Here is a 10,153-nt window from a genome sequence, read left to right as displayed (position 1 = left end):
TGCTGACCCTGGGGCACGACTTCGATATCCGCGTGTTCCTGATGGACCCGCTGATCTTCATCCTCTGGAGCTTCACCTTCGTCAGCCTGTTCATCTGGGGCCGCGGCCTGTTCTGCGGCTGGCTCTGCCCCTTCGGCGCCCTGCAGGAAATGCTCGGCTGGGTCGCCAAGCGCCTGCGCATCAGGCAGTGGAAAATCGCCGAGCGCCGCCACCAGCGTCTGCAGAAACTCAAATATGTCATCCTGCTCGGCCTGCTGCTGAGCGCCTTCTACTCGCTGAGCCTGGCCGAACGCCTGGCCGAAGTGGAACCGTTCAAGACCTCCATCACCCTGTTCTTCGTGCGCAGTTGGCCATTCGTGCTCTACGCCGTGATCCTGCTCGGCCTGGGCCTGTTCGTGCACAAGTTCTACTGCCGCTACCTCTGCCCGCTCGGCGCCGGCCTGGCCGTGCTCGGCAAGTACCACCTGTTCGCCTGGCTCAAACGCATCGACGCCTGCGGCAACCCCTGCCAGCACTGCAAGAACCACTGCGAAATCGGCGCCATCGAGCGCGACGGCCGCATCGACTACGACGAGTGCATCCAGTGCCTGGAGTGCATCGTGATCCTCAACAACGACGACCAATGCGTGGCCAGCATCAGCGCGCGGAAAAAGGCGGAAAAGGCCGGCAGGCAGCAAGGCCGGGACGCGATCATCGTCAGCGACTGGCAGCCGGAACGGGGCGGCTAGGGCAGGGCGGCTAGGCTGCGGGTCTTGACCCAGGAGCGGCCAAGCGGGGGCGGCAGTGACCTCAGCCAGCGCCGTGCGCCGGCTGGGTCGGGGCGTTCAGCCAGCAGTCGTTAGGGCGCCGGCGGGGCGGCGATGCGCAGTTCGGGATCACCCAGCGGGTGGCTTAGCGCATCGAAGAAGCGCAGTTCCACCTTCTGTTCGGCGAACAGGCTGGTGTAGTGCTGCTTCTGCTGGGCGATAAACAGCGGGTTGTGCGGGTAGATCGAGATGGCCAGGGTCTGCAGCCCGGCCTGCTGCAAGGCCTGGATCAGGTGCTGATCCTGCGCCGCCAGGCTGTGACCGAAGATGCACAGCCTGTCCTTGGGTTGCGCCAGCTGGCTGTAGCAGAACGACAGGTAGTCGGAACTGCGGATGGCCTTGAGCTTGTCCGCGCTGCTGCCTTCGTTGACGAACAGCGGGATATCGCCCAGCCGGTTGATGGCGAAACTGGCCAGCAGGGTGCTTTCCGACGAGTTGAGGATGCGTGTGCTGCCATCGCTGTTTTTCACCAGGTGCATGCCGCCATGCAGGTAGAGCATGCGCGTGGCCTTGCCCTGGCGCTGGCAGTTGTCGGGGGCGAAGGTCGAGTCCGCGCCGCGGAACAGGTCCTCAAACGCCTGCGGCGCCTGCATGATGGCCCAGTAGTTGAGCAGGTCGTAATTGCCGGAATAGACCGTCTGGTATTGGCCGAGCACGCGGTTTATCCGCTCCAGGCCGCCGGCGTGCATCAGGCTCCAGGGGATATGCACCGAGCGCACGGCGTGGATCAGTGCTTCCTTGATGGCGAAGTAGCGATGGCGCGGCGACGACGAGTTGATGGTCAGCGCGGCATTGACCCGGATGCTGTTCTTCAGGGCGCTGAGCACCTGCTCGAAGTTGCTGGTGTCCAGGGCCCGGAACACACTGAGCTCGGTCGCGCTAAGGGGACGGTTGCGGGTGGTCTGGGCTTCCTCGAACAGTGAGAAGTAGGCGAACTTGCTCCACACCGCCCGGCTTGCACCGTTGCCGATCAGCAACTCGGGAAAACCGATGCTGCTGTTCAGGGTGCTCCAGTCTTCCAGTTCGCCAGTAAATGCCGGGAGTTCCATAATCGTTATGTGTCGCCTTGGGCCAAAATTGCACAAGGCGCGACTTTAACATGGGGCGCAGCAACTGCCGGCGTGGCCTGCGCGGTTGCTGCGCTGTTCGACTGCTTGCCTGGAGAGGAGACGCAGCATGGACCGATTCACCGGCGGTTGCCTGTGCGGCAACGTCCGCATCGAGGCGACGGGACGGCCATACCGGGTCGGCCTGTGTCACTGCCTCGACTGCCGCAAGCATCACGGCGCCCTGTTTCACGCTTGCGCGATTTTCCCCCAGGATGCGGTGACGATCACTGGCGAAACGCGCGACTACGCCGGGCGGTTTTTCTGTCCCCGCTGCGGCTCGTCCGTTTTCGCCCGCAGCGCCGATGAAATCGAAGTGAGCCTGGGAGCCCTGGATGCCCCCGACCAACTGCTGCCAACCTACGAACTCTGGACCGTGCGTCGCGAGTCCTGGTTGCCGCCGTTTCCGCTCACGCGACGATACGAGCGCGATCGTGACGCCACGGGGCGCCTTGAGGAGTAAGCGCCGCAGGCCTCGCTCGAGATATCGAACCAGCTGCTCGAGGACAGCGCCTTCGGTCACCCCGGCCGTCACTGCGCAAGCCGGCCTTGCGCTCGTCAAGCGTCGCAGCGCCGGTCAACCCTTCAGCGCCGCTTCGATCGTGGCGATGTCGATCTTTCTCATCTCCATCATGGCGTCGAACGCGCGCTTGGCCGCCGCTGGATCGGGATCGGCTATCGCGGCCGTCAGCGCGCGTGGTGTGATCTGCCACGACAGCCCCCACTTGTCCTTGCACCAGCCGCATGCACTTTCCTCGCCGCCATTGCCGACAATCGCGTTCCACAAACGGTCCGTTTCGGCTTGGTCGTCGGTCGCAATCTGGAACGAGAAAGCCTCGTTGTGCTTGAACGCCGGGCCCCCGTTCAGCCCGAGACAAGGGATACCCGCCACCGTGAACTCGACCGTCAAGACGTCGCCCTGCTTGCCCGCCGGATAGTCGCCAGGGGCGCGATGGACAGCGCCTACCGCGCTGTCCGGGAAGGTCTCGGCATAGAACTTAGCAGCGTCCAGCGCGGTGCCGTCGTACCAGAGGCAAATCGTGTTCTTGCTGATCATCCGGGTTCTCCACGATTGGGGTTGGGATCGATGCATGCATTCTAGCCGCGCCGGCAGCGGGCCTGTTTTTCGGCGACGTGCGTACCCTGCGGCGGCGCGCATGCGCGATCGTCCCCCACGGCGCCGATCGAGTGGGGTTGTATCCACAGATGGGATCAAGCCCATGGCCGACGTGCTTTCACGGTAGCAACGCCGGAGACCGATCCGAAGCGGACGATTGCCAATGGCCCCCCGCACCGCAACTATCGATTCCCTGCCCCATCTATGGCCTCAGGCCACAATATCCGCAGGCAATGCATGAGCGCGCTTTGCGGTGTGTCTGTGCTATCGATCAAACTGTTGACTTAGAGTGCGCTCTAACTTTTAGGATCGAGTTTATGGAATCCCATCTGACTATTGATGAAGTCGCCAAGCGCACCGGCCTCACGGCTTACACCCTGCGCTATTACGAGCGTATCGGGCTGATTGCCGCGGTCACGCGCGCAGCTGGCGGTCAGCGTCGCTATTCGGCAGCGGATATGGCTTGGCTGGAATTCCTGTTGCGTTTGCGCACGACCAACATGCCTATCGGCAAGATGCAGGCGTTCGCAAAACTTCGCGGCGCTGGGGACTCGACAGTGGCGGATCGCCGCCAGATGCTGGAAGAGCATTTGACCGACGTGCAGTCAAAGATCGAAGCGATGCTGCAATCCGCTGAAGCGCTGCACGCCAAGATCGAGCATTACCGCTCGCTCGAGCGTTCCCAGGAGCCATGACCAAACTCCAATGAAGGGTGCACTGATGAACAAGGAAAACCGCTACGAACGCGGCCTGGCAAAGCTTCGCGAAATTGATGGTGAAGCGGGAGAGCGCGTGCTGGATAGCCTGAGCGATATCGCGCCAGACTTCGCTCGCTACCTGATCGAGTTTCCCTTTGGTGACATCTATTGCCGCCCAGGCCTGGATCTTAAAAGCCGAGAAATCGCAGTGGTTGCAGCACTCACCGCCATGGGCAACGCGGCGCCGCAACTCAAGGTGCATATACAGGGCGCCTTGAATGTCGGGGTCTCCCGCGAGGAGATCGTCGAGACCATTATGCAGATGGCCGTCTATGCCGGCTTTCCGGCTGCGCTGAATGGCTTGGCGGTGGCCAGGGAAGTGTTTCTTCAAAACGGCATTTAACCGCGTGGAGATGCACAACGACTGCGCCGTTCGTGGCTGACCGGAGTCGACCCCTCAGGAATGGCCGCATCTCGCCGATGCCGGCTGCCTTGGATGGCCGAAAGCAGCATGTCGCCACCGACTGCTACCGCCCAACACGAGGTACGCTTCCCCACCATTCACGCAACGCGCCTTGCCGCGAACACCCGGAGACGGCCTAGCGACGGCGCTCGAGATTTTCACGAGCTCTGACTTCAGCGGCACTGGGATCCATTGGGCTCCAGCGTTGTGATTCGGTTGACACTGACAATTTGCCCACTCCAGATCATCTCGTAATGAGCGTTCTGCATGATTGATGTAACAGGTCGCGGTGTCATCAGGGCCCAGCAGACGTTGCCTGGGGCGCGGACCGAGTTGTAACGCAAGCCAGGGCAGCCAGCGCGCTTTGCTTCACGCCCCAATCGATGAGCATGGGTGTAGTCGTCAGGGGCGTAGATAGGGTCTGTCAGCGGCGCCAGCGTGGCATCCCTCATCCCGGCATCGCTAAAGCTGCAGCTTAGCCCTCTGAAGACAAAGCGCTCGTAGTTGAGCCCCTGCACATTCGACCAGTAGCGGCCCTGGTGATGGCGCACCTCGGCAATTGCGGTGTCCAGCCTGTCGGCCAGGTAGAGCACGCCGAAGCTGCCATCGCTAAAACGCGAGCCTGCAGGGTTCACATGGGTAAAGGGCGCCGTTGCGTATGAGCAGCCAGGAATGCCGAAAGGGATCTGGTCGCGAGCGACCAACTCCAGCCGGCCGATTTCGTTCTGCAAGCGTGGATTGGTCATTGCCTGAAGCTGGTATATCGCGTCGAAGTCCCTGGCGTCGGCAACGTCATCGAACAAGGCAATGGGCGGGAACTTGGAGTTGACCAGGCGGTAAGCCTGCAGGCTCTCGCCGCTCGAGGCGGCAAGGCTGCTCAGCATCACCATTGGCCACCCCGCAACGCATCGATCCGCCTGAACGTCTCGTACAGGGAGATCATGTCGCCCTGGGCCATGATGTCGAGCGGCGCGCGCCCATTGAAGAACTCGTTGCGGTTCTCCATCGAGGGGAAGCCATAGACATTTTCAGGGTTGTCGAAGACGAGGCGCAGCGCTGCGTGGATATTCAGCACCATGCTGATGCGCTGCAATTGATCGGCGTCCAGGCCGACGGACCACTGCGAATCACGTTGCCTGGCGCGGGTGTAGGTGCTGCGCGAGATACGCAAGACGCGGCAGGCCTGCTCAGACGAGGCCCCCCACTTGTCGAGGATGTTCAGTGCCGCCCGGAGGCCGGCAACGCATTGCTCTCGCGAAAAGTCGTGAGCTTGAATAGCGACTGTCATGGCGAGCACCTCAATGATGTTCTACAGACTCAACATTAGTTTAAGTGCGTCTGTGGATCAAGCATCGCCCAGGCAATCGCACAACATCGTGGGCCGCCTCTGGCTGTTCGCTGGTAACGGCCGCTTAGCGCGGTTGCTGATTCACCAGGCGCTGTGGTGCAGCGGTGCACTGCAGAAACCGCGAAACGTTTTCCATCAGGGGGCGTCCCATCCAGATGGCTGCGAACAACGCCACGGACATAATCCGCAGCGCCACGGCCTGCTAGCCCCTCTATTCGCACCGTAGCCCCAACGCTTGCCAGCGCCCGGCAAAAAACACTTATCATTCAGTCATATACATCTTGCCCAGGGGGTAATCGTCGAATGCTGTCTGCCGTCGGGCGTTACAAGCTGCTCCTCTCCGGTGCATTGGCGCGTTACTTTCCGCGAACCACGGCCTATCTGCGCGCCGAGCGCGAGGCGGGGTTGCCGCAGCAGAAGCCGCGCTCCCGGGCGAAGAAGGCCGGGGCTGCGGCGGGCAAGAGCGCGACGGGCAAGGGCAAGGCGGGTGCAGGGAAGAAGCCGGCCAGGCCGCGTGGTAAACCCGGTAAGCCGGCCAGCACGGCCATCTACGGGCCGGCGCTGCTGGCGGTCGATGCGGCGCAGGTCGAGGCCATGCGCGCACGGGTCGCCCAGGCGGTGGCGGCGGGGGTGATCAGTACGCCGTCGGACGAGCAGTGGGCGATGATCCTCGGTCGCCATCCGCTCACGCGGATCTTCGCCGGGGCGGGGTCGGGCAAGTCCACCACCCTGGTGTTGCGGGTGGTGTTCATGCTCTGTCATCTGGGCATCGAGCCGGGGCGGCTGACGGTGATTTCCTTCACCAACGCCTCCTGCGCCGAGTTGCGCGAGCAACTGCTCCGGGTGCTGGGCTTCTGGCAGTACCCTTTCGATGCCGCCCAGGCCCGCCAGTGCGTGCGCACCTTCCATTCGGCCATGGGCGTGCTGGCCAAGCAGGCGCTGAACAGCCCGCGCTGGTTCGAGCAACTGGACGACCCGCCCGGCACGCCCCGCGAGCTGGATAACCCGCTGACCGCCGCGCGCCTGCGTCCAGCCCAGCAGCGCCTGCTCAAGCAGGCCTACCAGCAGTGCTACGCCCGCGAGCCGGTGTTTCGCGAGTTGGTGCACCGCCTGCTGGGGTTGCCGGCGCCGGCGGCGGAAACATCCGAGGGCAAGCGGCCACGGGCGGCCAAGGCGCCGCTGGATGGCTTCAAGCTGGCGGGGGAGTTCACTGCCTTGCCGCTGTTCGAGGCCTTTTATGTGCAGGCCGGCTTTATCCAGAGCATCGGCATCCGTCCCGAGCGGATAGAGGCCCAGGCACTGTCCTGCTCCGCCCGCGAGCGCAGTTTTATCGAGGCCCTGGTGCTGTTCTGCAAGGCCTTCGCGGGCTGTCTGCAGGAGCAGGGCTTGATGACTTTCGACGGCGCCTTCCAGAGTCTTGGCGAACGCCTGGCCGGCGACGCGCCGGGGATCTCGGCCGAGGCGCTGGCGCCGTTCAATCACCTGCTGATCGATGAATTCCAGGACGTCTCGCCGCAGATCGTTCAGTGGCTGCAGGCGGTTCATCGCAGCCTGGCGCGCCAGGGCACGGCGGTCAGCCTGATGGCGATCGGCGACGACTGGCAGTCGATCTATGGCTGGCGCGGCAGCTCGCCGGAGCTGTTCATGGACTTCGACCGGCACTTCCCGGGCAAGGGCAAGGCGAAGAACAGCGCACTGTTGATGCTGGCCACCAACTACCGCTGCATCGAGCCGGTGATCCGCGACGGCGAGGCGGTGCTCGCCGGCGTCGCCTGCAAGCAAGCCAAGACCAGCAAGGCGTTCAAGGCCATGCAGCCGGGCGATCACGGGGTCAAGCTGGTGCAGGGCTTCGACATCAAGGCGCGCATGCCGGAGCTGCTCGAGGCGATCAAGGCCCAGTGCGCCCACGTCGCCAGCCGCAGCATGGCCGACCGCAGCGCGGTGCTGCTGCTGAGCCGGCGCAACGAGCCCTTGCGGGCGATTCAGGCCCAGTTGGACAAGAAGCTGCCGGTCAAGGCCTACAGCATCCACCGCGCCAAGGGCCTGCAGGCCGAAGTGGCGATCATCGTCGACGATTGTGCACCGGCGCAGCCGCACCCGCTGCGCAATGCGCTGTATGCCTACTCGGGATTCTTCCGCAACAGCTACGACCAGGCGATGAGCGATGAAGGCTTGCGCCTGGCCTATGTGGCGATCACCCGGGGCGTGAGCCGGGTGCTCTGGTTCACCGGCAAGACCCAGGGTGCGACCCGGGTGCTGGCGGCGCGCGCCGGTCGGCACGGTGGTCCCCTGTGAGCCTGTTGGTGTCGGCGGGCTCCGGGCGCGGTGCCGGCAATGTAACGCCAGGTGCTTAGCCGGATGCCGTTGCGCTGAAAAAATCTAAATCTATCTTGTTGTTTTTGCTGAGCTTCCAGGGTTTTTGCCGCTATGGCCGCGTGGCCGCCGCTTGCCTGGGCGGCGGAGAATTATACTTTTAGTATCTCTGAAATGGATGGTTTCAGGGGTAAGGAGGTGGCAGATGGCCATTAAAGATACCTATCGGGAAATCGAGCAAACCCTCGGTCGAGTCCCGGAGTGGATCAAGCAGATGCCGGAAGGTGGCGCGAGCGGATTCTGGGGCGTGGCCCGAGATTTCTGGCTGGCGGATACCCGGATTCCGAACAAGTACAAGGAATTGATCGGCCTGGCCGTGTCGGGCGCGACGCGCTGCAGGTATTGCGCCCTGTTCCATACCGAAGCCGCGCGTTTGTTCGGCGCGAGCGACGAGGAAATAGCCGAAGCCAGCTTGATGGGCGCGCTGACCATGATGGGCAGCACCTTTATCAACGCCCAGCAGATCGATTACGAGCAGTTCCGCAAGGAGACGCTGGATATCGTCCGGTATGTCAAAGATCACTCGCAGTCCCAGGCCGCTTAGGCCGTCACGGGAACGAGCCCTTCGCCAGCTGACGAAGGATAAGTTGCTGGCCACCGGCAGCGGTGGTCTGCAGACCACCGCGCGGTGGCAGGCAGCCGTAATGCGCGCTGTCAGCGAGTTGATGCAATACAACGCAAACGCTGGGGAGCAAGAGCAGGATCTGCGCATTCCCTTCGCCAAAGCCCTGCATGAGCTTTACCCGGGACAAAAGTCCGACGCCGAGTTGACGGAAATGCTGCTGCTCATGCTGGAAGTGGAGACCGCCAGCCTGCTCGGAGAAAGAGTCGAGGCGGGAGGAGGGGAACATTAAGCGCTGGTGAAAAAACTCCCGCCTATTGCGCGACGGCATCGCCGCTACGACTTCTTTGGAAAATCGAATGCCACTGTCGCGATGGGGCAAGCGCCGATGTCCGCCCAGGACTTCGCCGCGAAGCCGAACTCGGCGACGGCGCCGGTCGGCAGGTGGTCGATCTCACCGCACAGGCGCTGGGCGAGTTCGCTCAATTCGGGGTTGTGGCCGACGATCATCACGCACTGCAGGCGATCGTCGAGTGCGTGGATGATCTTGAGCAGCTCATCTGCCGAGGCGGCATACAGCCGCTCGTCGACGCCGATGTGCTTGCGCTTGTAAGCGAGCTTGCCGGCGATGATCTTCGCCGTCGTCAGCGCCCGCACGGCCGGACTCGCCAGGATCAAGTCGGGCTCGACCTCGTGCCTGGCCAGGCGCTCGCCGATCTTCGGTGCGTCGCGCTTGCCGCGCTCGTTCAAGGGGCGCTCGCGGTCGGCCAGCGCGGCGTCATCCCAACTCGACTTGGCATGACGAATGAGAAATAGCCTTTTCATGCCACCCCTCGCTGTCCCTCATCGATAGCTGTTCTCAGAGCTTGTAGCCGATCTGCCGCAACAGCTGCTTGCGCGCGAGGATCTCGTCATCGCCCTCGATGCCCTGGGGACTGCTGCCGTCGACCACACCGAGGATGGCGCGGCCCTGGTCCGTCTCGGCGAGAATCACCTCGGTCGGGTTGGCGGTGGCGCAGAAGATCCGGCACACCTCGCTCACGTTCTTGATCGCGTTGAGCACGCTGAGCGGGTAGAAGCCGTCGCCGAGAAACAGGATGAAACTGTGCCCGGCGCCAATCGCCCGGGCGTTCCTCTGCGCCAGTTCGATCATCAGCTGGCAGGTGCCGCTCCAGCGCACCAGGCAGGGCCCCGAGGCCTCGCAGAAGGCCAGGCCGAACTGGATGCCCGGCACCGCCGTGACCAGGGCCTCGTGGATATCCTCGACCGTCTTGATGAAGTGGCTCTGGCCGAGGATGAAGTTGCTGTCTTGCGGCTTGTCGATGTTCACCGTGAGCAGTTGCATGGCGCGGGTCTCCTGGGCCGAGGGAGGGCGGCAGCTCGGGTGGTCCCTGACTGGGAAACGCTTTCGGCACTGGGGTAAGCATAGTCGCGGACGGGGTTGGGGTCTGGCCGTGGCCTGGGATCTTCGCTGTCGGTTGGCGGCTTTTATTGTGGCGGGCTGCTTTGCTGGTGGTGGGCTGAAGCCCACCCTACCTACTGCGCCGCTAACCCAAGCTACGGCCTAACCCGCGGCTGGCCCAGACCTTGGCCGCGCTGTGATGGAGGATGCCGTGGCGGCGGGCCAGGGCGTGGCGGTCTTGGTCGTAGCCGCCGCCGATCAGGCCGACCACCGGGATG

At 63.4% G+C, this 10,153-nt stretch carries 13 protein-coding genes and 1 pseudogene; 7 read left to right on the top strand and 7 right to left on the bottom strand.

All coding sequences use genetic code 11. From position 1 onward, the window contains the following. Nucleotides 1–728 (top strand): 4Fe-4S binding protein (locus ABZE94_RS16945; protein WP_372876712.1); only part of this gene is annotated, 728 nt, incomplete at its 5' end. Nucleotides 729–838: 110 nt separating this feature from the next. Here the strand turns inward: ABZE94_RS16945 and ABZE94_RS16940 are convergent. Continuing rightward, nucleotides 839–1,855, bottom strand: coding sequence for a DUF4917 family protein (locus ABZE94_RS16940; protein WP_372876710.1), 1,017 nt, complete (start codon nt 1,853–1,855; stop codon nt 839–841). Between the two features lie 127 nt (nt 1,856–1,982). Between ABZE94_RS16940 and ABZE94_RS16935 the strand changes: the two genes are divergently transcribed. Continuing rightward, entirely contained in the window at nt 1,983–2,375 is a 393-nt protein-coding gene (locus ABZE94_RS16935; RefSeq protein ID WP_372876708.1) for a GFA family protein, read from the top strand. A 114-nt stretch (nt 2,376–2,489) separates the two neighbouring features. Here ABZE94_RS16935 and ABZE94_RS16930 read toward each other — a convergent pair whose 3' ends face one another. Next, entirely contained in the window at nt 2,490–2,969 is a 480-nt protein-coding gene (locus ABZE94_RS16930; RefSeq protein WP_372876706.1) for a VOC family protein, read from the bottom strand. A 377-nt stretch (nt 2,970–3,346) separates the two neighbouring features. Between ABZE94_RS16930 and ABZE94_RS16925 the strand changes: the two genes are divergently transcribed. Both ABZE94_RS16925 and ABZE94_RS16920 read left to right on the top strand, forming a co-directional pair. Continuing rightward, nucleotides 3,347–3,724 carry a MerR family transcriptional regulator gene (locus ABZE94_RS16925; protein WP_372876704.1) on the top strand — a complete coding sequence of 126 codons (378 nt, stop codon included), beginning with the start codon at nt 3,347–3,349 and terminating at the stop codon, nt 3,722–3,724. A 25-nt stretch (nt 3,725–3,749) separates the two neighbouring features. Continuing rightward, the gene (locus ABZE94_RS16920) at nt 3,750–4,130 is read left to right on the top strand and encodes a carboxymuconolactone decarboxylase family protein (RefSeq protein WP_372876702.1); all 381 of its coding nucleotides are present in this window, start codon (nt 3,750–3,752) and stop codon (nt 4,128–4,130) included. A gap of 233 nt (nt 4,131–4,363) precedes the next feature. Here ABZE94_RS16920 and ABZE94_RS16915 read toward each other — a convergent pair whose 3' ends face one another. After that, nucleotides 4,364–5,080, bottom strand: coding sequence for an RES family NAD+ phosphorylase (locus ABZE94_RS16915; RefSeq protein ID WP_372876700.1), 717 nt, complete (start codon nt 5,078–5,080; stop codon nt 4,364–4,366). Next, nucleotides 5,074–5,478: an antitoxin Xre-like helix-turn-helix domain-containing protein gene (locus ABZE94_RS16910; protein ID WP_372876698.1), complete on the bottom strand. Its 405-nt coding sequence runs from the start codon at nt 5,476–5,478 to the stop codon at nt 5,074–5,076. Before ABZE94_RS16910 ends, ABZE94_RS16915 begins: the two co-directional genes overlap by 7 nt. Before the next feature lie 363 nt (nt 5,479–5,841). On the opposite strand from ABZE94_RS16910, the gene ABZE94_RS16905 reads away from it, so the two are divergent. The 3 genes from ABZE94_RS16905 to ABZE94_RS16895 all read left to right on the top strand — a co-directional run bounded on the left by ABZE94_RS16905 (nt 5,842) and on the right by ABZE94_RS16895 (nt 8,765). After that, the gene (locus tag ABZE94_RS16905; RefSeq protein WP_372876696.1) at nt 5,842–7,833 is read left to right on the top strand and encodes a UvrD-helicase domain-containing protein; all 1,992 of its coding nucleotides are present in this window, start codon (nt 5,842–5,844) and stop codon (nt 7,831–7,833) included. Nucleotides 7,834–8,056: 223 nt separating this feature from the next. Further along, on the top strand, nt 8,057–8,455 hold the full coding sequence (locus ABZE94_RS16900; protein ID WP_372876694.1) for a carboxymuconolactone decarboxylase family protein: 399 nt from the start codon (nt 8,057–8,059) through the stop codon (nt 8,453–8,455). 43 nt (nt 8,456–8,498) lie between these two features. After that, the gene (locus tag ABZE94_RS16895; protein WP_372876692.1) at nt 8,499–8,765 is read left to right on the top strand and encodes a hypothetical protein; all 267 of its coding nucleotides are present in this window, start codon (nt 8,499–8,501) and stop codon (nt 8,763–8,765) included. 44 nt (nt 8,766–8,809) lie between these two features. Here the strand turns inward: ABZE94_RS16895 and ABZE94_RS16890 are convergent, their stop codons facing one another. From ABZE94_RS16890 to ABZE94_RS16880, 3 genes and pseudogenes are all read right to left on the bottom strand, one after another. Next, nucleotides 8,810–9,298 carry a histidine phosphatase family protein gene (locus tag ABZE94_RS16890; RefSeq protein ID WP_372876690.1) on the bottom strand — a complete coding sequence of 163 codons (489 nt, stop codon included), beginning with the start codon at nt 9,296–9,298 and terminating at the stop codon, nt 8,810–8,812. 34 nt (nt 9,299–9,332) lie between these two features. Continuing rightward, a complete protein-coding gene (locus ABZE94_RS16885) occupies nt 9,333–9,818 on the bottom strand; it encodes an adenosine-specific kinase (RefSeq protein ID WP_372876688.1) in 486 nt (161 codons plus the stop codon). Between the two features lie 202 nt (nt 9,819–10,020). Next, nucleotides 10,021–10,153 (bottom strand): annotated as a pseudogene (locus ABZE94_RS16880) (histone deacetylase); the annotation flags it as partial.

The organism is Pseudomonas sp., assembly GCF_041601375.1.
Classification (GTDB): domain Bacteria; phylum Pseudomonadota; class Gammaproteobacteria; order Pseudomonadales; family Pseudomonadaceae; genus Aquipseudomonas.
This window is presented reverse-complemented; position numbering and strand designations above follow the sequence as displayed.

What these genes read in the sequence shown, in the direction of transcription:
- ABZE94_RS16940 (WP_372876710.1), bottom strand. Translation starts at nt 1,855, where the DNA reads ATGGAACTCCCGGCATTTACTGGCGAACTGGAAGACTGGAGCACCCTG.
- ABZE94_RS16935 (WP_372876708.1), top strand. Translation starts at nt 1,983, where the DNA reads ATGGACCGATTCACCGGCGGTTGCCTGTGCGGCAACGTCCGCATCGAG.
- ABZE94_RS16930 (WP_372876706.1), bottom strand. Translation starts at nt 2,969, where the DNA reads ATGATCAGCAAGAACACGATTTGCCTCTGGTACGACGGCACCGCGCTG.
- ABZE94_RS16925 (WP_372876704.1), top strand. Translation starts at nt 3,347, where the DNA reads ATGGAATCCCATCTGACTATTGATGAAGTCGCCAAGCGCACCGGCCTC.
- ABZE94_RS16920 (WP_372876702.1), top strand. Translation starts at nt 3,750, where the DNA reads ATGAACAAGGAAAACCGCTACGAACGCGGCCTGGCAAAGCTTCGCGAA.
- ABZE94_RS16915 (WP_372876700.1), bottom strand. Translation starts at nt 5,080, where the DNA reads ATGGTGATGCTGAGCAGCCTTGCCGCCTCGAGCGGCGAGAGCCTGCAG.
- ABZE94_RS16910 (WP_372876698.1), bottom strand. Translation starts at nt 5,478, where the DNA reads ATGACAGTCGCTATTCAAGCTCACGACTTTTCGCGAGAGCAATGCGTT.
- ABZE94_RS16905 (WP_372876696.1), top strand. Translation starts at nt 5,842, where the DNA reads ATGCTGTCTGCCGTCGGGCGTTACAAGCTGCTCCTCTCCGGTGCATTG.
- ABZE94_RS16900 (WP_372876694.1), top strand. Translation starts at nt 8,057, where the DNA reads ATGGCCATTAAAGATACCTATCGGGAAATCGAGCAAACCCTCGGTCGA.
- ABZE94_RS16890 (WP_372876690.1), bottom strand. Translation starts at nt 9,298, where the DNA reads ATGAAAAGGCTATTTCTCATTCGTCATGCCAAGTCGAGTTGGGATGAC.
- ABZE94_RS16885 (WP_372876688.1), bottom strand. Translation starts at nt 9,818, where the DNA reads ATGCAACTGCTCACGGTGAACATCGACAAGCCGCAAGACAGCAACTTC.